General features: G+C 72.6%; 22 protein-coding genes and 1 tRNA gene. 9 read left to right on the forward strand and 14 right to left on the reverse strand.

From position 1 onward, the window contains the following. Nucleotides 1-23 precede the first annotated feature (23 nt). The 9 genes from WME85_RS23080 to WME85_RS23120 form a co-directional block, all read right to left on the reverse strand. The gene (locus WME85_RS23080) at nt 24-1,415 is read right to left on the reverse strand and encodes a TonB family protein (protein WP_437840994.1); all 1,392 of its coding nucleotides are present in this window, start codon (nt 1,413-1,415) and stop codon (nt 24-26) included. A 67-nt stretch (nt 1,416-1,482) separates the two neighbouring features. Next, entirely contained in the window at nt 1,483-2,298 is an 816-nt protein-coding gene (locus WME85_RS23085) for a TatD family hydrolase (protein ID WP_437840995.1), read from the reverse strand. Between the two features lie 8 nt (nt 2,299-2,306). Continuing rightward, a complete protein-coding gene (locus WME85_RS23090; RefSeq protein ID WP_437840997.1) occupies nt 2,307-4,718 on the reverse strand; it encodes a PrkA family serine protein kinase in 2,412 nt (803 codons plus the stop codon). Between the two features lie 24 nt (nt 4,719-4,742). Next, nucleotides 4,743-5,264, reverse strand: a complete 522-nt coding sequence (locus WME85_RS23095; RefSeq protein WP_437840999.1) for a hypothetical protein — start codon at nt 5,262-5,264, stop codon at nt 4,743-4,745. 171 nt (nt 5,265-5,435) lie between these two features. Then, nucleotides 5,436-6,707: a serine/threonine-protein kinase gene (locus tag WME85_RS23100; RefSeq protein ID WP_437841000.1), complete on the reverse strand. Its 1,272-nt coding sequence runs from the start codon at nt 6,705-6,707 to the stop codon at nt 5,436-5,438. Between the two features lie 14 nt (nt 6,708-6,721). Continuing rightward, nucleotides 6,722-7,477: a zinc ribbon domain-containing protein gene (locus tag WME85_RS23105; protein WP_437311600.1), complete on the reverse strand. Its 756-nt coding sequence runs from the start codon at nt 7,475-7,477 to the stop codon at nt 6,722-6,724. Nucleotides 7,478-7,512: 35 nt separating this feature from the next. Then, nucleotides 7,513-7,586, reverse strand: a tRNA-Ile gene (locus WME85_RS23110). Nucleotides 7,587-7,918: 332 nt separating this feature from the next. Beyond that, nucleotides 7,919-8,908, reverse strand: coding sequence for a formylglycine-generating enzyme family protein (locus WME85_RS23115; RefSeq protein ID WP_437841002.1), 990 nt, complete (start codon nt 8,906-8,908; stop codon nt 7,919-7,921). A 1-nt stretch (nt 8,909) separates the two neighbouring features. Further along, nucleotides 8,910-9,962, reverse strand: a complete 1,053-nt coding sequence (locus WME85_RS23120; RefSeq protein WP_437841004.1) for a formylglycine-generating enzyme family protein — start codon at nt 9,960-9,962, stop codon at nt 8,910-8,912. A gap of 232 nt (nt 9,963-10,194) precedes the next feature. On the opposite strand from WME85_RS23120, the gene uvrA reads away from it, so the two are divergent. Continuing rightward, nucleotides 10,195-13,152 carry an excinuclease ABC subunit UvrA gene (uvrA, locus tag WME85_RS23125; protein ID WP_437841006.1) on the forward strand — a complete coding sequence of 986 codons (2,958 nt, stop codon included), beginning with the start codon at nt 10,195-10,197 and terminating at the stop codon, nt 13,150-13,152. 123 nt (nt 13,153-13,275) lie between these two features. Here the strand turns inward: uvrA and WME85_RS23130 are convergent, their stop codons facing one another. After that, on the reverse strand, nt 13,276-13,638 hold the full coding sequence (locus tag WME85_RS23130) for a TraR/DksA family transcriptional regulator (protein WP_433937002.1): 363 nt from the start codon (nt 13,636-13,638) through the stop codon (nt 13,276-13,278). 425 nt (nt 13,639-14,063) lie between these two features. Between WME85_RS23130 and WME85_RS23135 the strand changes: the two genes are divergently transcribed. Together WME85_RS23135 and WME85_RS23140 are read left to right on the forward strand one after the other, a co-directional pair. Then, complete coding sequence (locus WME85_RS23135) at nt 14,064-15,044, forward strand: NUDIX hydrolase (protein WP_437841008.1); 981 nt, start codon at nt 14,064-14,066, stop codon at nt 15,042-15,044. A gap of 16 nt (nt 15,045-15,060) precedes the next feature. Next, nucleotides 15,061-15,648 (forward strand): response regulator, encoded by a 588-nt coding sequence (locus tag WME85_RS23140; RefSeq protein ID WP_061609761.1) that lies wholly within the window; start codon nt 15,061-15,063, stop codon nt 15,646-15,648. A 51-nt stretch (nt 15,649-15,699) separates the two neighbouring features. On the opposite strand, the gene WME85_RS23145 is transcribed toward WME85_RS23140, so the two are convergent. Continuing rightward, nucleotides 15,700-17,532, reverse strand: a complete 1,833-nt coding sequence (locus WME85_RS23145) for an N-acetylmuramoyl-L-alanine amidase (protein WP_437841010.1) — start codon at nt 17,530-17,532, stop codon at nt 15,700-15,702. Between the two features lie 228 nt (nt 17,533-17,760). Between WME85_RS23145 and WME85_RS23150 the strand changes: the two genes are divergently transcribed. The 3 genes from WME85_RS23150 (at nt 17,761) to WME85_RS23160 (ending at nt 21,112) form a co-directional block, all read left to right on the forward strand. After that, the gene (locus WME85_RS23150; protein WP_437841011.1) at nt 17,761-18,177 is read left to right on the forward strand and encodes a YbjN domain-containing protein; all 417 of its coding nucleotides are present in this window, start codon (nt 17,761-17,763) and stop codon (nt 18,175-18,177) included. 126 nt (nt 18,178-18,303) lie between these two features. Further along, nucleotides 18,304-19,632: a hypothetical protein gene (locus WME85_RS23155; protein ID WP_437841013.1), complete on the forward strand. Its 1,329-nt coding sequence runs from the start codon at nt 18,304-18,306 to the stop codon at nt 19,630-19,632. Nucleotides 19,633-19,723: 91 nt separating this feature from the next. Then, nucleotides 19,724-21,112 (forward strand): hypothetical protein, encoded by a 1,389-nt coding sequence (locus tag WME85_RS23160; protein ID WP_437841015.1) that lies wholly within the window; start codon nt 19,724-19,726, stop codon nt 21,110-21,112. A gap of 91 nt (nt 21,113-21,203) precedes the next feature. Here WME85_RS23160 and WME85_RS23165 read toward each other — a convergent pair whose 3' ends face one another. The 3 genes from WME85_RS23165 to WME85_RS23175 form a co-directional block, all read right to left on the reverse strand. Then, on the reverse strand, nt 21,204-21,794 hold the full coding sequence (locus tag WME85_RS23165; protein WP_437841017.1) for a Uma2 family endonuclease: 591 nt from the start codon (nt 21,792-21,794) through the stop codon (nt 21,204-21,206). A gap of 84 nt (nt 21,795-21,878) precedes the next feature. Beyond that, complete coding sequence (locus tag WME85_RS23170; RefSeq protein ID WP_437841018.1) at nt 21,879-22,505, reverse strand: JAB domain-containing protein; 627 nt, start codon at nt 22,503-22,505, stop codon at nt 21,879-21,881. Then, nucleotides 22,502-23,152, reverse strand: coding sequence for a sigma-70 family RNA polymerase sigma factor (locus WME85_RS23175; protein ID WP_437311611.1), 651 nt, complete (start codon nt 23,150-23,152; stop codon nt 22,502-22,504). Before WME85_RS23175 ends, WME85_RS23170 begins: the two co-directional genes overlap by 4 nt. A 164-nt stretch (nt 23,153-23,316) precedes the next feature. Between WME85_RS23175 and WME85_RS23180 the strand changes: the two genes are divergently transcribed. The 3 genes from WME85_RS23180 (at nt 23,317) to WME85_RS23190 (ending at nt 25,344) form a co-directional block, all read left to right on the forward strand. Further along, nucleotides 23,317-23,598: a helix-turn-helix domain-containing protein gene (locus WME85_RS23180; RefSeq protein ID WP_437311612.1), complete on the forward strand. Its 282-nt coding sequence runs from the start codon at nt 23,317-23,319 to the stop codon at nt 23,596-23,598. A gap of 338 nt (nt 23,599-23,936) precedes the next feature. Beyond that, nucleotides 23,937-24,986 carry a hypothetical protein gene (locus WME85_RS23185; protein ID WP_437311613.1) on the forward strand — a complete coding sequence of 350 codons (1,050 nt, stop codon included), beginning with the start codon at nt 23,937-23,939 and terminating at the stop codon, nt 24,984-24,986. A 106-nt stretch (nt 24,987-25,092) separates the two neighbouring features. Next, a complete protein-coding gene (locus WME85_RS23190; RefSeq protein WP_437311614.1) occupies nt 25,093-25,344 on the forward strand; it encodes a hypothetical protein in 252 nt (83 codons plus the stop codon). The last annotated feature ends 103 nt before the right edge of the window (nt 25,345-25,447 follow it).

A 25,447-nucleotide genomic window follows, 5' to 3' on the forward strand; every position in this document is an offset into this window, starting at 1 on the left:
GGCCGACGCGCATCGGCCGGGGATCACCGAGCGCGCCCTGGCTGCTTCGGCAGGACCGCGGGGTTCCTCGCCTCGAAGGGCATCGACCACCGGAAGCTCTCGCCGAGCTCGGGGGGCACCGGCGGGTACGGCGCGCCGCGCAGCACCGCGCGCCGGCAGTTCTCGTCGAACTCGGGGATGCCGCTCGGCCGCGTCACGGACGCGCTCCCCACGTTCCCGTCCGCGCGGATCACGAAGGTCACGATCACGGTCCCCTGGAGCCCCTCGCCCGCGGCCCACTTGGGGAAGGCGTCGGCCCAGAGCGGGTCGAGCTTGGCCATGACCTGCCGCATGTAGAGGCTGCGCCGGCGATCGAGCGGGTCGTTGTCGAGCAGGCGGCCGCGCCCGGAGCCGAGCGCGCTGGAGCGCGAGCCGGCCCTCGCCACGCCGCCCGAGCCGGTCGCGCCAGGTCCTGCCTCCCCGCCCGGACCGAGCCCGCGAGCGCCTCCGGCCGAGCTGGCGTGAACGAGCGACTGGATCGCCGTCGCCACCTCCTGCTCGCTGTCGAGCGTGTCGTTCGGTCGCCCCGCGACGTCGGCGGGAACCGAGGGCGTCCCCGCGGCGACCATCGGCCGCGCCAGCGGGACCGCCGCGCTGTCGCGGTGATCGTCGCCAGGCCGCCCGTCGCGCACGCCCAGCCCCGCGGACGCGCGCTCGCCTCCTTCCACGGCCCCGCCAGCGGCGCGCGGGCTGGCTCCCACCGGCAGCGTCGTGCCGGGCGCGCCGAGCGCATCGGCCGCGCTCTCGACGCCTGCGGGCGTGGCTGCAGCGCCGCGCGCGCTGCCCCGGCGCTCGGGCGCGCCGCGGTCGCGCGCGCCCATCGACGGATCGCGCTCGGCGGAGGCGCGCCGTTCGACCCGGCTGCCGGCGCGACCACCGGCGAGGAACGTGAGCTCCATGGGCTCGCGGCTCGCGCGCCAGTCCTCGCGCGAGGCGCGCTGAGACGACGAGCGGACGCGCTGGATCTGGCTCCTGTCGAGGCGCGACCGGACCTCGGGAGACAGGAAGGTGGCGTCGTCCCTGTCGGCGAGGTTCAGCGCGGGCAGCTCGGCCGCGTCCGTACCGCCGCGGCCGCTCGCGCCCGTGTCTGGCCGCGCTGCGCCTTCTCCTCCTCCGCGAGCCAGGCGCGCGGGTCGCTCGGGCGCGACCGCGGCCGCGCTGTCGAGCGTGCCGTCCGAGACCACCGGCAGCTCGATCTCGATCGGCGCGCGCGTCGCGGCCGGCGATCCGACCGTTCGCGCGAGCGCCACCTCCCGCGCCGAGAGCGAGCCCGCGACGATCAGCGCGCCGGCCCCGAGGAGCCCCGCGTGCGCCGCGACGGAGAGCGCCCACGCGGAGGCGATCCGGCGGCCGTCGTCGCGAGACCTCTGCGCCATCGTCCTGTCACTATGCCTCGAAATGCGCCTGGCGCGAGCCCGGAGGCGCGGACCGCGCGGGCCCGTTTCAGCCGGTGAGCGCGGCGGACGCGGCGGGCTCCGGCGCGCGCGAGCGCAGCCGGAGCCGCCTGCAGGTGTTCTCCGCGGTGCGGGCGGCGAGCGCCTCGAACGGCTCGCCCCGGAGCTCCGCGACGAAGCGGGCCGTGTGCAGCACATGCCCTGGCTCGCACCGCTTCCCCCGGAACGGCACGGGCGCGAGGTAAGGGCTGTCTGTCTCGACCAGGATCCGGTCCCCGGGCGCCCACGCGGCGACCTCCTGGATCGCGCGCGCGCTCTTGAAGGTCACGATGCCCGAGAACGAGAGGTCGAAATCGAGCGCGAGCGCACGCTCGGCGAACGCGCGATCCTCGGAGAAGCAGTGGATGACGCCCCCGACCTCGCTCGCCCCTGCGCGCTCCAGGATCGCGAGCGTGTCCTCGGCCGCCTCGCGCGTGTGGATGACGATCGGCTTCTCGACCTTGCGCGCGAGGGCGACGAGGTCGGCGAACACGCGCTGCTGTGTGTCCCGCGGCGAGTGCATGTAGTGGTAGTCGAGGCCGATCTCGCCGACGGCGACCACCTCGGGGCGGCGCGCGAGCACCTCGAGCTCGGCGAGCATCCTGTCGTCGAGGGCGGAGGCGTCGTGCGGATGCACGCCGACCGCGGCGTGCACGTCGGCGCGCCGCGCCGCGAGGTCCGCGGCGAAGCGCGCCGCCGAGAGGTCGGCGTCGACGCCGACGACGACGAACGCGTCCACGCCGGCGGCCCGCGCGCGGTCGAGGACGGCGTCCGCTCCCTCGCGGAAGTGGTGCGGATCGACGTGGCAGTGCGAGTCGATGATCATGCTTCGCTTCAGGTCACGAGCTCCGCGAAGCGCGCGCGGAGCAGCGCGCTCGCGGCGTCGAGCGCGCAGCGATCGCAGTAGCCCATTCCGTGCAGCCGCTGCAGCGCGCGCGTCGCGTTCCGGCGCTCTTCCTCGCGCAGCTCGCCCCAGCCCTTGTCGGGCTTGGCGTCGCCCTGCGCGCCCTGCGCGTCGCGGAGCAGGGCGACGAGGTCGCGCACCAGCAGCGCGACGCCCTTGCGCCGCTCGGTGAACACCGCCTCGCGCACCTTGCGGATCTGCTGCGGGAACACGACCGCGTTCACGATCTTCTGGCCCGGGTGGTCGATGGCCCACGCCGCTATCGCCGAGATCAGGCCGCGCCGGTGGTCGTCGTGCTTCGTGCGGATCCCGAGCAGCGCCTCCACCTCGCGCATCATGCGCTCGTCCGGGTTCTCGAAGTCGCCCGTGTGCGGGTTCCTGATCTTCTCGCCCTTCACCCAGACGCCGACGTGGGAGATGTAGCGATCGAACAGCTCGGCGTAACGGGTCTCGTCGACGAGGCCGCTGGCGGTCCGCATCTCCTCCTCGATCGTGTCGAGCAGCCGCGTGCGCACGACCTCGCGGAACAGACGGTGGTCGTGGTAGCCGCCCGCGAGCTGCTTCTCCTTGAGCCAGTCGTACTCCGCCTGGCGCTTGCAGAGCGCGTCGAGCTCCGACAGCACGGAGAACGGCGAGAGGCACGCGTGGTCCACGCTCTGCGCCGCGTCGAGCAGGAGGGTCCGCACCTCGCGCGGCGAGACGCCGAGCCGCCCCTCGAAGTCCACCGACGCGTCGCTCTCGTGGTAGATGGCCTCGATGCCGGCGCGCAGGACCTTCTGCGCCTCGGCGTCGAACCGCTCCGGCGCCGTGCCCGTCGCGAACAGCTCCATCTTCTCGACGGCGGTGAGGCTCGAGACGAGCGGCGCGAGCGCGTCGGGGTACCGCTTCGCCTCCGGCTGCCGCATGCGGGTGAGCACGGCGAACTGCGCGGCGACGCGCGTCGCGTGCGGGGCGACGTGGCGGGTCACGAACGGGACGATCTGCGTGTCGTAGATCGTCTGCTCGTCGACGTAGCTCCGGAGGTACGGCGCGCGCAGCAGCTCGAAGCGCCCGCGGAAGCTCGGGAACTCCGGGTGCTCGCGGAAGGCGTTGAGGTGAACGTCGTTCGCGCTGCCGATCATGACGACGTTCGTCTGCAGCGTCTGCTGCGGCAGGCTGACCTCGCCCGTCTCCAGCGTGAGCTGCAAGTAGCGGAACGCGTCGAGCGGGCGCTTCAGCAGATCGCTGAACTCGAGCACCCCGCCGGCGGCCTCGATCAGCTCGCCGTGCGCCTCGAAGAGCGTCGTCGCCTGGAGGGAGGTCGGGAGCGAGGCGAGCGAGCGATCCGCCGTGATCTGCCGCTCACCGGCGTCCACCGAGAGCTCCGGCCCGATCGTGACGGCGCCGACGCGGTAGCGCCGCGAGATGAAGTACCGCTCGACCTGGACGTGCCGCAGCGTCTCGACCAGCGAGCCGCCGCTCGCCACGAGCAGCGCCTCGAAGACCTGCTGGTTCTTGTGGGACAGCTTGCCGCTCATCAGCCACTCGGGCGGCGGCTCCGTCGCGCCGGCGTCCTCATAGAGCTTCAGGATGAGCGCCCGCCGCTCGCGCACCGGGAGCAGGAACAGCGGGTGATCCCTGAGCTCGATCACGAGCCGGGCGTCGATCTGATCGTCGGCGAGGTGCGCGTAGCTCGTCCCGTCCGCGGCGCTCGCCTTCACGTCGCCGCCGAAGCCGATCGAGCCGCGCATCGTCTTGCGGCTCGGGAACACCCAGTGGAAGCGGTAGACGGCGCCCTCGTCGAGCGTCGAGTAGTGCTCCAGGGCGCGCAGGATGCAGCCAGCGAGCGTGCTCTTCGCCGAGCCGTTCGGCCCGTGCATCAGGATGAGCCGGTTGGCCCTGCCCTCGCGCACGAAATTGCAGAGCACCCGGTACACCTCGGCCTGGAGCTCCTCGTGGCCGATCAGCGCGAAATCCCGGCCGTGGTAGGCCGACGAGGCCGTCGCGCGCTGCTTCTCCGCCTCGTCCGCAGGGACCTCCCACGGCAGATCGAACAGCTGGAAGCGGGTCAGCTCTCCCCAGGGCTTCTTGATGGTCCGCGTGCCGAAGTGATCGAACATGTCGCGGACGTAGCGGGCCGCGTCACGCCCGAAGCGAACCGGATTCGAGGCGAAGAGCTCCAGGAACTGCTGGAAGGAGAGGACCCGCTGCTCCTCGCTGAAGCGCCGGGCCATCGAGGAAGCGATGGCATCGAGCTCGGAGAGGGCCTTCCGGGCCCGCTCCCCTGCGCTGCCCTGAACTGTCTGGCTGGGGCCAACCGCGCCGGGCTGGCCCTCCCGGCTACCGGAGGTGTCGTTGTTCACGTGGGGCCGAGTTTACCGCTGTGCTTACTGCACGTCGATGACCGCCTCGAGCTCCTGCTTCTGCATCAAGCAGTTCGCGGCGCTACAGATGCTGAAGGAGAGCACGCCCGCCACCTTGGTCTTGCCCTTCTTGGCCGCGACGAACGGAACCTTGAGGAGGCCCTTGTTCTCCTCGAACGAGCCGTCTTCACGCTTCAGCAGGGGCTTCGGGTACGAAACGCCCTCGGCGGCCGCCTCGGCGACCTTGAACTTGATGGGGTACTTGTCGTTGATGTGGTAGTCGCCCTTCGACAGGAGCGACACCTCCACGAGGCCCTCCTTGCCGGCCGTGTACGTCCCCGTCGGCTTCATTTCGAGGGTGTAGACCGCATCCTCGACCTTCGACTTTCCGCCCTGCGGCGCGGCGGCGGGCGCCTCGGCTGCGCGAGAGGTCGCCGCTTCGCTCTGGTTACAGCCCGAGCCGAGGGCGGCGATCCCGGAGAGTGCAATCAGGCACATCGCGGCGGAGAGGGGCTTGCGGGTCCGAGTTGAAGGATGAGTGCTCATGGTCAACACAAATAACACAGCGGCGGCGCCGGCGCGAACCTGGGGCCGTCGGCCTTCCCGGAGGCTTCCCGGAGGCTTCCCGGAGGCTTCCCGGAGGCTTCCCGGAGGCTTCCCGGAGGCTCCCCGAAGGACCGGCACGCCGCGCCGGACGGGGCACGGCTCAGCGCGTCGTCAGCGCGAGATCAGCAGGGCGACGAGCGCGCAGAGCAGCACCGCCACGCCGGCCACAGCGGGCACGACCCAGCGCGGCAAACGCTGGGGTACTCCCATCACCATATCCTCGGCGAACGCGTCGGTAGCGCCCGCCGAGGGAGCAGCCAGCGCGGCGGCGACAGCCCGGCTGTCCGCGCCGGCGTGGGCCACGCTCGCGCCCTCGGCGGCCTTCTGGTGGCGGGCCAGGACGGCCGGCAGCGCCGCGCGGATGCGCGCCGCGAGCTCCTCCTGCGGCATGTAAGCCCAGTCGCGGTGAGACCCCGCGAGGCCGTACGCATGACCGACGCCGTCCGCCAGCAGGCCGACGGAGGAGAGGCGCGCTTCCGGGGTCTTCATGAACGCCTTTTCCATCACCGGATCGAGCGACGCCGGGACGCCGTGGGCCTTGCCCGCCTCGCTCGGGGGCAGCGGGTTGCTGCCCATGATGGTCACGAGGATCATCGGGCCGGTCGACGCGTGGAACGGGACCCGCCCCGTGACGCACTCGAAGACGATCGCCGCGACCGACCAGACGTCGGCGCGGTGGTCGAGCGCGAGCAGCCCCTGCGCCTGCTCGGGCGACATGTAGAAGGGGGAGCCGATCGTCGTGCCGACGACCGTCAGCTTCTTCGCGCCCTCGCTGTTGTCGCGCACGCTGCCGAAGTCGAGGATCTTCACCTTGTCGCCGTCGCGCGTGCCGACGAGGAAGATGTTGTCCGGCTTGAGATCGCGGTGCACCACCTTGCGCTCGTGCGCCTCCACGAGGCCGAGCGCGAGCTGCGACAGCATCCGCACGAGGCGCTCGGGGCGCAGCACCTTGTCGCGCTTGAGGACCGTCCGCAGCTCCTCGCCCTCGAGGTACTCCATGACCAGCGCGAAGCTGTGGTCCTCTGTCTTCTCGAAGGCGAGCACCTCGACGATGTGGTCGTGCGGCAGCGACGCGCTGACCTCGAACTCGCGGTGAAACCGCTCGACGCTCACGTCGTCGAGCGCGACCTCGGGGTGGAGGATCTTCAGGGCGACGCTGCGGCCGGCCTGGAGGTCGAGCGCCTGGTAGACGCGCCCCATGCCCCCGTCCGCGACGATCCGCCAGATCTGGTAGCGACCGCCGCAGAGGGTCGCGCCGACGCGCCTGTCATCCGGGTGCCTGGGCGGGGACGCTTCGTTGACCGGGATGAGGCGCTGGCCGTCGACCGGGCAGAAGCCGCTGTCGTGCGAAAAGAGCCTGAAGCAGGCGGAGCAGGTCTTCAAGCCGCAACCCGGGATCAGGCGCGGGAGGGGTCCGCGGCCGGCGAGCTGCCCGGCGCGGGCTCTGGCGGCATGTAGTAGAGGATCCGGGCGCAGTGCGGGCACCGCTCGAACTCCTCCTGACGGCGCATCTTCTGGAACATCATCGGCGGCACCGAGAGGTGGCAGCCGAGGCACGTGCCGTCGTACGTGCGGGCGATCGCGACGGGCCTGCGCGTGCGGATCGACTCGTAGCGGCGGTACAGGACGACCGGCAGCTGGCTGACCACCTGCTGGCGCGCCTCGGCGCGCTGGACACGCTCGGCCTCGAGCGAGGCCAGCGACGCCTGCGTCCCCGGCGCGCTGCCGTCGATCGCCCCCGACAGCTCGACGCGCTTCGCCTCGGCTTGATCGATCGCGGTGCGCGCGCCCTCGGCGGCCGAGTTCAGCCGCTCGATCTCTTCCTCCCGATCGCGGTGCAGCTTGCGCAGCTCCTCGATCTCGCGCTGAGCGGCGTTCGACTCGCGCTCGTTGCGGGAGCGCTGCAGCTTCTCCCGCGAGCGCTCGATCTGGTTCGACATCTGGCGGAACTCGATGACGAGCTCGGACCGCGTCTTCTCCATCGCCGCCAGGGTCTCTCGATCGCCCTTCAGCCGCTCCTCTAGCCGCTTCAGCTCGGACCGCATCCCTTCCAGGCTGCCGCGCTGCTTGTCGAGCTGCTCATCGATGCGGCGGATCTCGCTGTCGATGGCCGACAGCTCTTCGAGGAATGCGATCTGCTCGCGGATGCTCACGTGCTTCCTTGTCTCCTTCTGTTTCGTGGCTTTCGTGGGCCCACCTGGACTCGAACCAGGAACAGCCCGGTTATGAGCCGGGGGCTCTGACCGATTGAGCTATAGGCCCTGGTGCAGGGGCGAAGCCCTGAGCGGGTCCGCCTGTTGAAGCACCGGCGGACAACGTAGTCCAAGCGGCGCGCCGTTGGAAGGGGAGCGGTTTCGGCGGGCCCGGATTGACCGCGGCGGACCGGTGATCGAGCACGTTCCGCGGCGGTCCGCGCCGCCCCGGCCGTGGAGAGCCGGTCGCAGGCGGCGCGCTCGCCGCCCGGGCACCTCGCCGGCGCGCAGCCGCCCGCGCCAGGTCCGCAGCCCGGCGCGCCGCGGCCCTCGCTCAAGGCTGCCCCTCGCTCAAGGCTGCCCCTCGCTCAAGGCTGCCCCTCGCTCAAGGCTGCCCCTCGCTCAAGGCTGCTGCCGCCCGCCCGGATCGGCCATCGGGCTGCGCCGCGGGATGCGGGCTGCCTTGTCGGCGGGGGCCACGGCCTTGCCCCCGTCGAGCGCGTCGGCGCAGCACCGGAAGCCGACCTGGTAGAAGCGGAACCACCGGTTGTGCGTCGACGTGACCGGGCGGCACCTCGAGCGGATCGGCCCCCAGTAGCCCCCCTTCAGCGTCGAGCGAAACGGCTTCTCGTCCATCTTGCCGAGCGAGTTGTTCACCCACTCGTCGACGTTGCCGGTCATGTCGCGCACGCCGAAGGGGCTCACGCACCGGTGCATCTCCCCGGACGCGACCCGGCGGTCGAGCCGCTCGACCTCCGTGGAGATCTTCCACGGGTCGGAGAACGTCTCGAGCACGGGCATCGAGATCTTCCTGTCGATGTTGCAGGCCTCGGGATCGCGCGCGATGCCGTAGGGGTACGGCCACATCTGCGGGCCCTCGCACGCGAACTCCCACTCCTCGCCGGAGCAGAGCCGCTTGCCCTCGACCTCGCACGCGCGCTTCGCCTCCAGCCAGTTGACCATCACCGCAGGGCGGACGCCCTCGAGGTTCGGGTACTCGAAGACGTCGATGCAGAAGCGCCGGTGCTGGAGGCGCCCCTCGCAGAGGACCTCGGGCTCGAACCGCGCGCAGACGTCCTTCTCCTCGTCGATGTACGCGGCGCAGTGGTGCCCGACGTAGGGGCAGTAGATGCCGTCGACGAGCACCATCCCCGAGAGGCACGCCGTGGCGCTCGCCGGGTTGACGCGTACGTACCCGGGCAGCGGAGGGGGCGGCGGCGGGGCGAGCGCGGACACGGGCGGCGCCGGCTCCGGCGGGGCGACGCTCGCCGGCGAGGCGGCGCTCGCCACCTCGAGCGGCTCCCGCGGCCTCTGGAAGCGGGGGGCGAAGAGGAGCGCGCTCACCAGGGCGGCGACGACGAGGGCGGCGATGAAGGCGATGCGCTCCCGCATGTCAGTCGTACACGTCGTCCTTCTCGCCGTCGCGCTGCTCGATGAACGGCCGCGGCGGCGGCGTGACGACGCCGTCGACCGTGTCGGCGCAGCAACGGAAGCCGGCCTGGTAGAACTTGAAGGTCGGCCCGTGCCCCCCCGTCGTGAGGCGGCAGGTGTTCCGGACGGGCCCCCAGTAGCCGCCGTTGAGCGTGGCCGGGCGCGCCGTGCTCGGATCGTCGGCGAGGTTGTCGGTCCACTCGTCGACGTTGCCGGAGAGGTCGTACGCGCCGTACGCGCTGATGCAGTTCGGGTGCGATCCGATCGGGTCGGCCTGCCACAGCCGGGCGATCTCGTCCTCGCGGGTCGCCTCGTCCACGATCGCGCCGATGTCGAACGCGATCGCGGCGCGGTCGATGTTGCAGGGGCTGGGCGTGCGCACGAAGCCCCAAGGATAGGGCAAGCGCTTCGGTCCTTCGCAAGCGAGGATCCACTCGGAGCGCCGGCAGAGCCGCTTGCCCACCGAAGCGCAGAGCGACTTCGCCTCGTACCAGTCGACGTAGACGCGCGGGAGCTCGCCGACCCGGTTCGGCCACTCGTGGCGGTCGACGCAGAAGCGCCGGGGATCCACGGCCGCACGGCACCGGGCGCCGCGCGCGTACTCGGGGCAGCCGTGGCCGGCCCCGTCGCCGGCGCGAGCGCACACGTACGGAAGGGCCGGGCAGAAGTCGCCCTCCACGAGGGTCATGTCGTCCGCGCACGCGGCGCGCGCCGCCGGGTCCGCGGCGAAGCGGTCGACGAGCGGGGCCGGGGCGTCGGGGGGCGAGCCCGGAGCCGGCGCGGCAGGCTCCCCCGGGCGAGCGGCCGCGCCGGGCGCAGGCGGAGTGGACGACGGCGAGAGAGGCGCTGGCGGCGAGGCGGACGGCGCCGCGGGCTCGGTGAGACGCGGGGCGGCAGCGCGGGCATCGAGCCGCCCGGGCGGAGGGGACGGCATCAGGAGCAGCGCGTCCAGCTCGGGGGCGTAGCGCGCCATGAGCGCGACAGCGCCCAGCGCAACGCCGGCGCCCACCGCCATCAGGACACTTCTTGAGCGCGCTTCCACGTCACCCCGCGCGCCCCCTCATAGTCCAGCTCGCAGCGCAGCGACGTGAGAAGAATTCCAGGACATCCGGAAGGCCTTGGCCCGCGCCCCATACGCCGGCGGTTTTCGACGCGACGCGCGCCGCGCGCGGGCGGGCGAGCGTGGCGCCGCGCGCAGGACCGGCGCCACGCCCGCGTCCGTGTGTGATAGCTCTCCGGTTCCCCCTATGGATCGACTGGTCGTTCGAGGCGCTCGGCAGCACAACCTCAAGAACGTCAGCGTGTCGCTTCCGCGCGACCGCCTGGTGGTGATCACCGGCCCCAGCGGCTCTGGCAAATCGTCCCTGGCGTTCGACACCATCTACGCGGAGGGGCAGCGCCGGTACGTGGAGTCGCTCTCCGCGTATGCGCGTCAGTTCCTCGAGCAGCTGTCCAAGCCCGACGTGGAGTCGATCGAGGGCCTCTCGCCCGCGATCGCGATCGAGCAGCGCGCGCTGGCGAAGAGCCCGCGCTCCACCGTCGGCACGGTGACCGAGATCTCGGACTACCTCCGGCTGCTCTTCGCGCGGGTCGGCACCCCGCACTGCCCCGCGTGCGGCAAGCGGATCGAGGCCCAGACCGTGCAGCAGATCGTCGACCGGATCCTCGACTTCGGGGACAAGACGCGGGTCACGATCATGGCGCCCATCGCGCGAGGGCGCCGCGGAGAGCTGAAGCTCGACATCGAGCGGCTGCGCCGCGAGGGCTTCGTGCGCGCGCGCATCGACGGCGAGGTCGTCGACCTCGGCGACGAGATCGTCCTCGATCGAACGCGCGCGCACGACCTCGACGTGGTCGTGGATCGGATCGTGGTCAAGGAGGGCATCAAGGGCCGGCTCACCGACTCGGTCGAGCTCGCCCTCAAGCTGGGCGAAGGCAGGCTGCTCGTCGACATCTCCAGCGAGGGCATGAAGATCGAGCCGCTCTGGATGAGCGAGCGCTTCGCGTGCATCGACTGCGGCATCTCCCTGCCGCCGATCGAGCCGCGGATGTTCTCCTTCAACGGCCCCCACGGCGCCTGCCCGGCCTGCGACGGCATCGGCGCGAGGACCCGCATCGATCCGGACCGCGTGGTCCCCGACCCGCGGCGGACGCTCCGCGAGGGCGCCGTCGTGGCCTGGGGCCGCCGCGGGTCGCTCGCGCTCGCCACGGAGACCGACCGGGCCGTCCAGGCGCTCGGCTGCGATCCGGACGTCCCGTGGGCCAAGCTGCCGGCGGCCGTGCGGCAGGCGATCCTCGAGGGGGGCGAGCCCGGCGGCGGCCGGGGGAAGAAGAAGGCCGCCTACGAGGGGATCATCCCGCGGCTAGAGCGCCTGCTCAGCAGCGGCGAGCCCGCGCTGAGCGACGAGGAGGACGCCGATCCCGACGAGGACAGCGCCGCGCTCTCCGACGAGATCGGCCGCTTCGTCATCACGCGGGTGTGCGACGCCTGCGACGGCAGGCGCCTGCGCCCCGAGGCGCTCGCCGTGCGGCTCGGCGATCGCAACATCGCCGACGTCGGCACCCTGCCGCTGCGCACGCTGCGCGTCTTCCTCGAGGGGCTCATGCCGCCCAGGGACGGGGCGCCGCGGGGCGACGGCTCGGGGACGGGCGACGCCCCGGTCGACATCGGGCTCGCGCCGCGCGAGCGCGCGATCGCGGAGCCGCTGCTCCGGGCGGTGATCGCCCGCCTCGGGTTCCTCATCGACGTCGGGCTCGACTACCTCACGCTCGACCGCTCCGCGCAGACGCTCTCCGGCGGCGAGGGCCAGCGCATCCGCCTCGCGACGCAGATCGGGGCCGCGCTCGTCGGCGTGCTCTACGTGCTCGACGAGCCGTCGGTGGGCCTGCACGCGCGCGACAACACGCGCCTGCTCGAGGCGCTCCGGCGGCTCGTGGACCTCGGCAACACCGTGGTCGTCGTCGAGCACGACCGCGACGCCATCCTCGCGGCCGACCACGTCGTGGACATGGGCCCGGGCGCGGGCGTGCACGGCGGCAACGTGGTGGCGCAGGGCACGCCGGAGGAGCTGAGCGCCGATCCCGCGTCGATCACGGGCCCCTACCTCAGCGGCAAGAAGCAGCTGGCGATCCCGACGAAGCGCCGGCGCCCCGACGAGCGCTTCATCCGCGTGGCCGGCGCGCGGGCGCACAACCTCCGCAATGTGACGGCCGACATCCCCGTCGGCCTCTTCTGCACGGTCACCGGCGTGTCCGGCTCGGGCAAGTCGAGCCTCATCGTCGACACGCTGCTGCCCGCCGCGAAGAACGAGCTGTACCGGAGCTCGGCGCCGATCGGCGCGTGCGACGGGATCGAGGGCCTCTCGCACATCGACAAGGTGATCTCGATCGACCAGGCCCCCATCGGGCGCACGCCGCGCTCCAACCCGGCGACGTACACGGGGGTCTTCGGCCTGCTCCGCGAGCTCTACGCGGGCCTCCCGGAGGCGAGGACGCGCGGGTACAAGGCGGGCCGCTTCTCGTTCAACGTGAAGGGCGGCCGCTGCGAGGCCTGCCAGGGCGACGGCGTGCTCCGGATCGAGATGCACTTCCTGCCCGACATCTTCGTGACGTGCGAGACGTGCGGGGGCCGCAGGTACAACCGCGAGACGCTCGAGGTGCTCTACCGCGGGATGTCGATCGCCGACGCGCTCGACCTCACGGTCGAGCAGGCGATCGAGCAGTTCGAGGCGCTCCCGCGCGTCCGGGAGCGGCTCGCCGCGCTCGCGCGGGTCGGCCTCGGCTACATCACGCTGGGTCAGCCCGCGACGACGCTCTCGGGCGGCGAGGCGCAGCGCGTGAAGCTCGCGCGCGAGCTCGCCCGCAAGGCCACCGGCCGCACGCTCTACGTGCTCGACGAGCCGACGACGGGCCTGCACTTCTCGGACATCGAGGTGCTCACCGCGAGCCTCATGAGCCTGCGCGACGCCGGGAACACCGTCCTCGTGATCGAGCACAACCTCGATGTCATCGCCTGCAGCGACTGGGTGATCGACCTCGGCCCCGAGGGCGGCGAGCGCGGCGGGACGATCGTGGCGGCGGGCACGCCGGAGGACGTGGCGCAGGAGGAGGCGTCGTTCACCGGCGCGTACCTGCGCGAGGTGCTCACGGCGGCCAAGCGCCGCGGCGCGCAGGCGCCGCGCGGCCGCGCGGCCGCCCGCAAATAGAAAAACGGGCGTGGCCCCGCCCGGCCCCCACGACATGGACCGGAGCCGGGAGCGCACGCCCGACGACGCGGAGACCGCAGCGCGCGGAGGCCGCCGAGCCGGAGGCCCTCGCGCGGCGCAGCGTCAGCCGTAATCCTTCTCGACCCTCTCCTGGTCCTCTTTGCAGCGGATGCAGAGGCTCGTCTCGGGGCGCGCCTCGAGGCGCTTCGCCGAGATCTCCTCCTCGCACTCCTCGCACTTGCCGAACGAGCCGTCCTCGATCTTCACCAGCGCCTTCTGGATCTTGTCGAGGAACGACTTCTCGCGGCCCCGGAGCCGGAACGTGAACGACTGCAGGTACTCGCTCGACGCGAGGTCCATCTCGTCCGGGAGATCGTTCGCGTCGAGCATCATGTCTTCGGTCAGCGTTTGCTTGGCCTTCTTGACGATCTCGTCGCGCTTCGTCTCAAGCAGGGTCTTGAACTTTTTCAGCTGGGCCTTGTTCATAGGTCCTCTCGCGTCGAATGCGCCGTTCGGCGCTGCCGTCTGAGCTCCCTGGCGCATGCAAGCCGCGGGGCGCTGCCCCCCCCGGCTGTCGAAACGGGGCTTACGGCTCCGCGACATATCCGGAGAGGCCAGACAGCCCCCGAAATTGCGAGGCGCGGGATTCTAGGCGTGAGCGCCGAGCCCGTCAACGACGCCTCCGTCAAAGGCAGAGTTCGTTCGTATCGTCCGGCAAATACCGAGGCTTCCGTGAAACGGCCGCGACCGCCAGCGCGTTGCGGCATCGGTGTCAGGAGAGAGTGGAAAGCGTCTACGGGGAAGCCCCGAGCAGCCGGAAAGGGCGGCGGCATTGGCCCCGAACAGGCATGCTCACCGCAGAGCACGCCAGAAAAGAGACGCAGAGGACGGTTTGACGAAAGACAGCTCACGTGGAACAAATTTATCCTAGATTGCTGGATTTTGATCAGAACCGAAACCCGGTACGACCTCGCGACGCCGCCACGGTGGTCGTTCTCCGTGATGGTCACGCTGGGCTCGAGGTGTTCTGCGTTCGCCGCCACGCGAGCTCGAGCTTCATGGGCGGCGCCGTTGTGTTCCCTGGTGGGAAGGTGGACGCACAGGACGGCGCGGAAGTCTGGAGGGATCGGGCGACCGAGCCGCCGGCGCGCGCCGCCTTGTTCGCGACGGACGAGGCGCCGGCGCGCGCGCTGTGCGTGGCGGCATGCCGCGAGACGCTGGAGGAAGGGGCCATTGTCCCGACCGACATGCCGCTGTCCGACGACGCGATCGACGCCGCCTTGCGGGAGCTTGCCGCCGGGACGCCGCTCGACGCGGCGCTCGAGCGGCGTGGCCTGAAGCTCGCCCTCGGGGCGCTGGTCCCATGGGCCCGATGGATCACGCCCCTCTCCGAGCCGCGCCGCTTCGACGCGCGCTTCTTCCTGCTGCCGCTGCCGCGCGGCCAGGTCGGGCGACACGACGGGCACGAGACGACGACGAGCTTCTGGGCCGGGCCGCGGGAGGTCCTGGAGCGCGCCGAGCGTGGCGAGATCTTTCTCGCCCCGCCGACTTCGCGCACGCTCGAGCTCCTCTCCGCGGCCGCGGACGTGCGCAGCGCCGTGGCGCTGGCGGAGCGCCAGTCGCTCCTGCCGATCTGCCCGCGCTTCGTCCCGGGCGACGGGGACGAGCCGCCGTATCTGGCGCTGCCGGGGGACCCCTCGCACGAGATCCGCGAGCGGCGCGCCGAGGGGCCGACCCGTTATGTCCTGCGCCACGGGCGCTTCGTCGCCGAAGAGCGCTGCGCCCATGGATCCCCGATCTACATCAAACAGGAACGAGAGCCCGGATCCACCCGTGCCGACCAGTCTCGAAGCCCCCCGGACGAATGCCCCCTCCGTGCCGGCGACGCCTGATCTCGAGGAGTGAGCCATGGAAACGAACCCGAAAGAGAACACGACGCAGCCCGAGCTGTTCACCGCGAGCGACGTCGCGCGCTTTTGCCAGGTGGACCTCAAGACCATCCACAACTGGGCGGACAAGGGGGAGATCCGCCACTTCCGCACGCCCGGACGGCACCTCCGCTTCCGGCGGCTGGACGTGCTCGATTTCCTCCGAAAGTACGGCTACCCGATCCCGGAGATCCTGCGGATGGGCAAGCCGAAGGTCGTCGTGGTCGACGACGACCCCGCCGTCCTCGCCGCGCTCCGCAAGACCCTCTCGCGGCGGTTCGACCTGACGACGTTCCAGGATCCGTTCGACGCCCTCGTCGCGGTGGGCAACCTGCAGCCCGACGCGCTCATCCTGGACGTCATGATGCCGGGCCTCGACGGCGTGCGCTGCCTGGAGCGCCTCCGGTCGATCGACGCGACCTCGCACATCCGCTGTATCGTGTACTCGAACCACGAGGAGATGAAGAAGAACGCGACCGAGGCCGGCGCTTACGACTTCATCAAGAAGGGCGAGGCCGGCGAGCTGCGCGACTCGCTCGAGCGGCTCATGGGCCTCGAGCGAGGGTGAACCGAGGGTGAAGCGCGCGCGGGCGACGTCTGCGCAGGCGGGCGGCGCCCCTCACTTGCCCTCGCGGTAGGCGCGGATCGCGTTCACGACGGCGTCCGCCATCTTCTGCCGGAAATCAGCGGTGGCGAGGCGGGCCTCGTCCTCGGGGTTCGAGATGAACGCCGTCTCGAACAGGGCGGCCGGCATGTCGGCGCCGGCGAGGACGAAGAAGCCCGCGCCCTTGACGCCCTGATCCTTCGTGTCGGGGTAGCGGGGCGCGAGCGAGGCGAGCGACGACCGCTGCAGCAGCTCGGCGAAGTGGCGCGACCGGGCGGCCATGTCGCCGACGTTGAGGTTCGACAGGATCGCCTCCACCTCGAGGCGGGCGTCGGCGTCGCCTGGATCCGCGCCCTGCCCTCCCCTCGCGGCGCGCGCGGCGTTCTCGCGCGCGGCGAGCTGCGCCGACGTCGTCTCGGCGTCGTGAGACGCCGCGAGCGAGAAGGTCTGGACGCCGCGGGCGCGGCCGTTGTCGCTCGCGTTGCAGTGGATCGAGACGAACAGATCGGCGTGGAACGCGTTCGCGCGGGCGGTGCGGAGCTCCAGGGGGACGTAGACGTCGCTGTCGCGCGTGAGGAGCGTCTCGATCTTGAGCTCGCGCGCGAGCAGCGGCGCGACGCGGTGGGCGACGTCGAGCGTCACGTCCTTCTCCCGGAGCCCGGTGGGGCCGACCGCGCCGGTGTCGTTGCCGCCGTGCCCCGGGTCGATCACGACGCGCCGGATCTCCCGGGCGCCGCCGGGCTTGCTCTTGTCGTCGCGCACCGGAGGGCGGGTGCTCACGTCGACGACGATCCGGAACGGCTCGGGCAGGTAGAAGACCCGGCGGTACAGGTTGGCCGCGAGATCGAGGACGACGCGGGTGCCCTTCGGCTGCACGCCGACGCGCACCCGCCGCAGGACGCCGCCGACCTCGATCTCCCGCGCGACGCCGCGCGATGTAGCGCCCGCGATGTCGACGAAGACGCGGGCGTCCTTGCCGGCGTCCTCGTCCGCCGCGAGCGTGCCGACGTCGAACGTCGTCGGCGCGGAGAGCTCGATCACGACGCGCGCCCCCTTGTCCGAGCCGTGCCGCTCGATCCCGGTGATCTTCACCGGTCCGGAGGGCACGACAGCCCGCGGGGCGACGACGAGGTCGCCGCCGGCGTCCGCGGTCGTCACCTGCACCGGCGCCGCGCTCGCGGAGCTCGCCGGCGCGGCGGAGGAGGCGGGCGCGGACGCGGGCGCGAGGGCGAGGGCGACGCCCTCGACGCGGTGCCCCTCCTGCTCCAGCGCGCGCAGCGCTTCCCCGCTGGGCCGGTACGCGGCCGCCTGCGCCAGCGCGACGGCGATCGCGCCGAGGCACGGCGAGCGAGACGGCGCCGCGCCGCCCGAGGGCGCGGGCGGGGCGAGGGCCGCGTGGCGCCGCGAGACCAGGTAGAGCTCGCGGTACGCGGCGGCGGCGTCGTGGGCGAGCTCGCCGGCGAGCAGCGCGCGGCGGCGCTCGGCCTGGCACGCGCGCTCGACGTGCGCCGGCTCGGCCGTGCCGCGGAAGGCGGTCGCGGCCGCGGCGTAGAGCTCCATCGCCTCGCGCGCGTCGGTGACCGCTTGATCGAGGCGGAAGAGCCGCACGCGCAGATCGCCGGCGAGCTCCGCGAGCGCGGCCGCCTGCGCCGGCACCCCGGCCCGCGACGACGCGATGGCGACGGCGTCGGCGAGGGCGACCGTCTCGGCGCGGGGCGGGAGCCGCGCGCCCGGATCGAGCAGCGCGGCGGCGCGCTGCTCGTCGGAGAGGGCGGCGGGCGCGGCCGGCGCCCCGCCCTCGGCGCTGCACCCGAGCGCGTGCGCTGCCACGGCGACGTGCGCTGCCACGGCAAAAAGCGTGATCGCCGCGAACGCCGGGGCGGTACGATGGGGCTGCGCTGGGCTGGTGTGCCGTCGACTCGCCGGGTCAGCCCTGCCAGCCCTGCCAGCCCTGCGCGACGAGAGAACGGCGATACGTCCCGGAGGTTTCACGTGCCCGACCTCACGCCCACTTCATCCACGACACCCCTGTACGCGGACCGTGCGTCGGGGGAGAGGTTTGCCGACGCGACGAGCATGGTCAACGCGTATCTCGCCCGGTACGCCGCGAGCTCTCGAGGCGGGGGCGGATCGCCGGGCGGAGCGGGCACGAACGCGCTCGACGAGACGGGGTACGCGCAGCTCCAGCACGGGAGCGCGACGATCGGCGTCAACGTGCTGGAAGCGCGAGGCGTCCTGATGGTCTTCTCGCCCATCATGGCCGTCCCCCTGAGCGGGCGCGAGGCGTTCTACCGGCGGCTCCTGGAGCTCAGCTTCGTCGCCACCTCCGACGCGGCCTTCGCGATCGACAGGTCGCGCAACGAGGTGGTGGTGCGCTGCCTCCGGCGGCTCAGCGCGCTCGAGTACGAAGAGTTCGAGGATATCGTCACGACGGTGAGCCAGGTCGCCGACACCTGGGACGATGCGTTGCTGCTGGAGGCCCACGGCGGATGAGCTGCTCGAGGCCACCTCCGAGCGCCCCGGGGCGGGCTCCCCCGCCCTCGCGCGGCGGCTGCTGGTAGCGCGGATCCGTCGCGAGATTGCGGTGCGGTAGACGCGGATGGTAAGTTCCTCCCCGCGATGACTGCGGGGGAGCGACCGACGACCGCGGAACCTGAAGAGCGCTCCCTCTCTGCCGAGGAAGCGGACCGGATCGCGGCGTCGATCCGGCCATCCTGGGAGGGGTTCGACGAGCTGGCGAACCCCCGGGGTGAAGCGCGCGGCAGCGCCCCCGGACCGGAGACCGGCGCCCCCGCGGCGAAGCAGGCGGAGATCCCGGCGGTGCCCATCGTCGGCGTGTCCGGCGCGAGGCACGAGCCCGCGGTCGCCTCCTTCGCTGCCGCGCCGGCGGCGACTGCCGCTGCCCCAGGGGCGACCGGCGCTGCGCCACGGGCGCCGGCTGCGGGCGTCCTCCAGGCGCCGCCGGCCGGTGCGTCCGGCGTCTCCGACACCGTCATCGACGGTGTCCCGACCATCGCCGTCGGAGACGAGCCGAAGGGGGCTCCTGCTGCCGAGGCCGCGTCCCGCGACGCGGGTGCAGCGGCCGGAGGTGAGCAGCCCAGCCAGGCGTCAGCTCTGCCGCTCACGGACACCGACGCGGCCGGCGGGGCTGCCAGCGCGAGCGCGCCGGAGGGCGGCCCGGGGAAGAGGGGCAAGTATCCCGCGCCCGCCGGGAAAACGCGCGTCGGAATGGGTGCGCCGGACGACATGCCCGGCGCGCACGCGGCCGAGCCGGACGCGCCGACCGACGTGCGCGCGGCCGAGCCGCAGGCGCGACCCGCGCCCGCGCCGCTGCCCGACGATGAACCGCGATCGGCGCGCGCTGCGCGCACGCGCTCTCGCGCTGCGCACCCGGCGGCGGGGAAGGCCGACGCCGCGGCCGCGACCGCCGCGCGCACGGAAGACCACGATCCGATCGAGATCCCCGTGTCCAGCCCGAACAAGACGGCGCTGCGGCTCGGCATCGCGATCGTGGGCGCGGCCTTCCTGTTCTTCGTCGGCCGCGCCTTGATCGGGCCGGGCCGCGACGACGCCGGCCCCGAGCCCGGGCCCACGTCGGCCTCGCCAGCGGCAGAGGCGCCGCCCACCGTGCCCGCCGCGACCCCCGTCGCCACCGCGCAACCGACCGCCAGCGCGTCGCCCGCCGCCTCGGTCACGGAAGGCGGCGCCACGACGGCACCGCCGCCGAGCGCCTCCGCCCCGGCGAGCCCGCCTGCTCCCGCGGCGACACCGCCTTCCGCCGCCGCCGCGGCGTCCTCCGCTGCCAGGACGACCCCCGCGGCGCCGCCGCCCGAGCCGAAGGCGACGCCCCCGGCGAAGAAGCCTGCGCCTGCGGCGCCGACGCAGCCCGGAACAAGCTCGACCGGAGGCAACAAGGGCGGCGGCATCATCCGCGATGCGCCGTTCTGAAGCGGCCCGGTTTCCCGCCTCGGCAGCGAGGCTTGCTTGCAGCCGTCACCTTCCGCGGACGCCGACGAGGCGAAGCCCGACCTGAGGAGCCATGAAAATACGCGCCTGCGCCCCCGTCCTCCTGCTCTCCCTCATCGCTCCTGCTGTGCTCACCGAGGCCGGGCTCACCTCCTTCCCTCTCGGCGAGCCGCTGAGCTTCGCGCAGGCGTCCGATCCCGTCACCGAGGTCGCGCGACAGCGTTACGAGGACGGCGTCAAGGCGTACGACGCCGGTCGCTTCGAGGACGCGCGGACCGCGTTCCTCCAGGTCTACACGCTCAAGCGACACCCGGCCGTGCTGCTCAACCTGGGACAGAGCGAGCTTCGCTCCAATCACCTGGAGGACGCCGGCAAGCACTTCCAGCAGTTCCTGCGCGAGCACGCCAGCGCGACCCCGGAGCAGCGCGCCGCCGCGGAGAAGGCGATCGCCGACGTGAAGCGGAGGACGGGCTTCATCGTCGTTGCCGCCGACGCGAACGGCGCGGACATCAGCGTGGACGGCGTCCTCGTCGGCAAGGCGCCCCTGCCCGATCCGGTGTTCGTGACCCCGGGCAAGCACACCCTGTTCGCGACCTACCAGGACAGGTCAGCGACCACCCAGGTGGACGCGAAGATCGGCGTGGCCACGCCTGCGACGCTCACCCTGGGAACAACCGGGGCTCCCCCCACGCCGATCGCCGGCGCGCCGACGCCGGCTACGCCGACGCCAACCTCGCCCGGAGCGGCGACGCCATTGCCGGGGCAGCCCCCGGCGGGCACCACGCAACCCACGCCCGGCACGACGGCCCCCGGCGCGACTACGCCCGGCGCAACGACGCCCGGCGCGACGCCACCCGGCGCGACGACCCCCGGCGTGACGGCGCCGGGCACATCGCCCGCGGCCCCGACGAGCTCCGGCGGATTCACCCTCTCGACGAGCAACACCATGGGCTCGATGAACCCGGACCAGACCGCCGGCGGCCGTGAGCCGTTCTTCCACTGGTACGCGCGCAAGCCGCTCGCCTGGGTGGGGACCGGCGTCGCGGGGGTCGGCCTGGTCATGGGGATCGTCGGCACGGCCATCACCGCGAACGCCAGCGGCAACGCCGACGAGATCGGGACCGAGATCAAGGCGTTCGTCGCCAAGAACGAGAGCACGATCCCCGCCAATCGCAGGGCTCAGCCCTGCGGCCGGCGCGAAGATCCCTCGGGCGACCTCCCCGGCTTCGAGAACGCGTGCGGGAGCCTCCGGGAGGAGCTCGACAGCTATGACGGCGCGCTCCCCTGGGCGATCACAGGCTGGGTGCTCCTCGGCGTCGGGGTCGTCGGCACCGCGACGTACGCCATGATCGATTGGTACCCCCAGAAGCAGCAGACCGCGTCCGACGGCCCGCGCGTCACCGCGATCGCGCCGCTCGTGGCGCCCGGCCAGGCCTCTCTCACCGTCGCGGGCACCTTCTAGTCCCGCCCACCAGGGATCCGGCCCCCCTCGCCTCGGCAGGAGGCCTCAAGGCACAGATCGTCGCCGCTGCCGTCGCCAGCGCGGCGGCCTGCTACTTCGCCCAGAGCACCGAGAGGTCGAGCTCGATGGCATCGAAGGGCTCGACGCGGACGCGCGCGGCGTCGCGGTGGGTCGCGACGGGGGTCCAGGCTCGCCCGGACGCGAGCGCGAAGACCTCGAGCGTGCGCGCGATCGGGTCGACCAGCCACGCGTACCGCACGCCCTCGCGCGCATAGATCGGCATCTTCTCGTCGCGGTCGACGTCCTCCGTCGAAGGGCTCAGCACCTCGCAGATCCAGTCCGGGGCGAGCTCGAAGTACGCCGTGTCGGGCAGCTCCCGCATGCGCTCGACGCGCCAGCCCGCGAGGTCGGGCACGAGCGCGTCGATCTCGCCGGGCGCGTTCGGATCGGGGAAGTGGAGCTCGGGCTCGTCCAGGATGTGCCAGCCGCCGGGCCCGCCGTCGCCTAGGTCGAAGGGCCCGCCCAGCTTGACGCCTAGCCTGGACGACGCCCAAGCGTGCTTCGGTGCCGGCCGGGGGAACACGTGCAAAGTACCGCGGACGAGCTCCGCCACCTTGTTCGGCGGGACGGCTTCGAGGTCGGCGTACGTGGCACGGCGCTGCTTCTCGCCGGGCTGGCCCATGGGCCAAGCCTGCCCGGGGACGCGAGGCGAGACAAGGCGGTGAGGAGCAGGCCGCAGCGGCGCGCTGCGGCCCGCGATGGCCACCTACTCCAGGACGGCGGCGTAGCGCCCGCTGGGCGTGACGATGACGTGGGCCTGGAGCGGGACGTTCAGCACCTGGGACAGATCTCGCAGCTCCTGGGTCATCGCCTGGTCCACCTCCGTCGGCGTCGGATCGCCGCTCGGGTGGTTGTGGGCGAGGACGAAGCCGAGGGCCGCCATGTCGAGCGCCGCGCGCAGGATGGCCGCGCAGCCCACGTAGAGCCCGTCGGCGCCGCCGCGGGCCAGCATGCGCGTCTCGCGCACGCGGCCGTGGCTGTCGAGCGCCGCGATCCACATCTCCTCGTGGACGAGCGACGCGAGCCTCGGGCCGAAGTAACTCGCCACGCGGGCGGCGTCGGTGAGACGCGCTCCTCGACGAGCCCGCGCGGCGTGGTAGCGGCGGCCGAGCTCGAAGGCAGCGGCGAGCCGGGTCGCGTCGGGGAGCGCGAGCTGGGCGCGCTCGGCGAGCGCCGCCGGAGAGAGGCGACCGAGGGACGGGAGGGCGGCCGTGCCGAGGATGCGCGGCGCCACACCCGGGATGCCGAGCACCATCTCGATCAAGCCGGCCTCGGTCGCGGTCGGGATCTCCGCCGCCGTCTCGGCGGGGGCGCCAAGGGGAGCGCTGCTCATCGGGGCCACCTCCGCCGGCGCGTGAGGGCTCGGGCGAAGAGGCGCCGCGCGAGGCGGAGCCGCGTGGCGACGGTCGGCCTCGGGATCGCGAGCGCCGCCGCGATCTCGCGCATCGTGAGGCCGGTGGCGGTGAGCGCCAGGACGTCGCGGAGCTCCGCGCGGAGATGGTGGAAGGCACGGAGCAGCCCGCGCGCCACGAGGCGCGGCTCCGGAGAGCGCGCGGCGAACGCCGCGAGCCGGTGCGGCTCGACCGCGGGCACCTCATGCCGGCGGTACGCCTTGTCGCGGTGGTGCGACGCCTGGCGCGAGGCGACCGCGGCCAGCCAGGCGCGCAGGGCGTCGTGCGGCGGCTGATCGGGGGACGGCCGGAAGCGGCCGGCGCCCATGCTGCGCCAGGCGCCGAGCACGGTCTCCTGCGTGACGTCGTCGAGATCCGCGGTGCGGACGCCGCGGGCGCGCAGCGTGCTCCGGATGAGCAGGCGGTGCTCGAGGAGCGCGGCGACTTCGAGATAGACGGCGGGGTGAGACGGCGGGTGATGCGGCGCGGGCGGGCGGGCGAGCCGGCCGCGAGCGGCGGGGCGCACGCGGCGGCGGGAGGGCGGATCGATCTCTTGGCCCTCTTCAGGGCGCGGACGTACGGTTTTCATGTCGGACCTCGTTCTGGCGGGGTTCGGCCACGCTGCCCGGGCGGTTGGCGCCGTCGCGGGCAGCACTTGCTTGTGGAGAGCTTAGGTGGTGCAGGCGGGTGCAGCAACACGAATGAGACATATGAGATGCTATTATCGATTGCGCGAGGGGCGGCGCCTCCGCCATGCCTGATGCGCGGTTGGCGGAGGTGCTCAGCTCCATCGGGGCCAACGTCCGCCGCATCCGCCTCAAGCGCGGCATGACGCAGCAAGAGCTCGCCGACGCAGCAGAAATCGCCCTTGGTTTCCTTCAGAAGGTCGAGCGCGCCAAGACCAACGTCGGGGTGGCAGTCCTTGTGAGGCTGGCCGACGTGCTCGGCGTCCGGCCTGGGGTGCTGTTCCGCCAGCGGGAGCTACCGGCGGTGAAGCGGGGCCGGCCACGCAAGGCACGACTCCGCGCGCAGTGATCCCGAGCGCTGGGCAAGCGCTTCGAGGCCGCCGCCCGCGGCGCCGGGTATCCGGCGTAGGCCGCCGGCAGCGCGCCACCACCCTCCAGCGACGACGGCGCCATCGCCGTCCGGATGCCCGAGCACACGAAGAAGGAGCTCGATGCCTATCTCGAGCGCGGGCTGCTCTGCCGCGGCTTCGCGCGGCGCCGGTCCGAGAGTTGCGACAGGGTCATCTTCCCTCGATCCTGTGATGTCGCGCCACGCGTGCGAGCAATAGCGGCGGCTCGCGCCGCGGCCCGCGGCGCAAGCCGTCCACTTCGGTTGACCTGTGTTCGCCGCCAGGTAGCCTCGCGGTCGTGGAGCTGCGATTCGACCTCTGGCATCTGGCTTTCGTGAGCCTCGTCGCGGGCCGGGCTCCGCCAAACTTCGAGGTCCTGTCCGAGGTGCGGCTCACGATCGAGCCGCAGCGCGCGGACATCTTGCTCCTTCGCCGGGTCGGCGCCGAGCGGAAGGATGACCAAGCGCTCGTGCTGCGCGCGCTCTGGGCGCGGCTCGGGCGGGTGGCGATCGTGGAGTACAAGAGCCCCGTCGACTCGTCGTTCCGGCCCGGGGATCTGGTGCGGCTCGTGACCTATGGCGGACTGTACGAAACGGCCCACCTCGACGAGCTACCGGCGCCAGGGGACCTGACGCTGGTGCTGGTGGTCGCGTCGGTAACGCCGACGCTGCGCGAGGATCTGGCGCGCAAGGGCTGGACTCTGAGCCCGCTCGGCGGCGGGTATGCGCGCATCGACGGACCGATGTACGATACGTACCTCGCCATCACGGACGAGGTGACCGAGGCGGAACGCGACGACTACCTGCGGCTCTTCAGCCATCGGCCCGCCCAGCCGGGCGAGGCAGCGCGGTGGCTGAAGCAGTGGATGAGGGACACGAGGATGAAGCAGCCGGACATCGAGGAGCTCCCTGGGTACGAGGAGATGTTCCAGAAGCTGGTCGAGGCGATGCCCGTGGAAAAGCGGCTCGCCGGGCTTGCCCCCGAGCAGCGGCTCGCCGGGCTTGCCCCCGAGCAGCGGCTCGCCGGCCTCGCCCCCGAGCAGCGGCTCGCCGGCCTCGCCCCCGAGCAGCGGCTCGCCGGCCTCGCCCCCGAGCAGCGGCTCGCCGGGCTCGCTCCCGAGCAGCGGCTCGCCGGGCTTGCCCCCGAGCAGCGGCTCGCCGGCCTCGCCCCCGAGCAGCGGCTCGCCGGCCTCGCCCCCGAGCAGCGGCTCGCCGGCCTCGCCCCCGAGCAGGCGATCCTCGCGCTCCCGGTGGAGGTGCTGCGCATGCTCCCCGAGGAGCATCTCCAGTCGCTCCCCGCCGACGTTCAGGAAACGATCAAGAAGCGCCTCCGGGGCACCGCTCATTGACGTGCGGATCGCGAGAGCAAGGCCCACTGGATGCGCCCTCGAGTGACGATGTCGCCCGCTTAATCTCGGTGCGCGCTCAGCGGCCCGGGGGATGAGGGACACGAGGATGAAGCAGCCGGACATCGAGGAGCTCCCAGAGTACGAGGAGATGTTCCAGAAACTGGTCGAGGCGATGCCTCTGGAAAAGCGGCTCGCCGGCCTCACCCTCGAGCAGCGGCTCGCCGGCCTCACCCCCGAGCAGGTGATCCTCCTGCTCCCGGTGGAGGTGCTGCGCATGCTCTCCGAGGAGCATCTCCAGTCGCTCCCCGCCGACGTTCAGGAGACGGTCAAGCAGCGCCTCCGGGGCACCGCCCAGTGACGCGCGGATCGCGAGCGCAAGGCCCAGTGGATGCGCCCTCGAGGACGACCTCGCCCGCCTGATCTCGGTGCGCGATCAGCGGCCCGCGGAGGGTCGCATGGTC

Origin of the sequence: Sorangium sp. So ce1153 (genome assembly GCF_051521595.1) — a bacterium.
Taxonomy (GTDB): Bacteria; Myxococcota_A; Polyangia; order Polyangiales; family Polyangiaceae; genus Sorangium.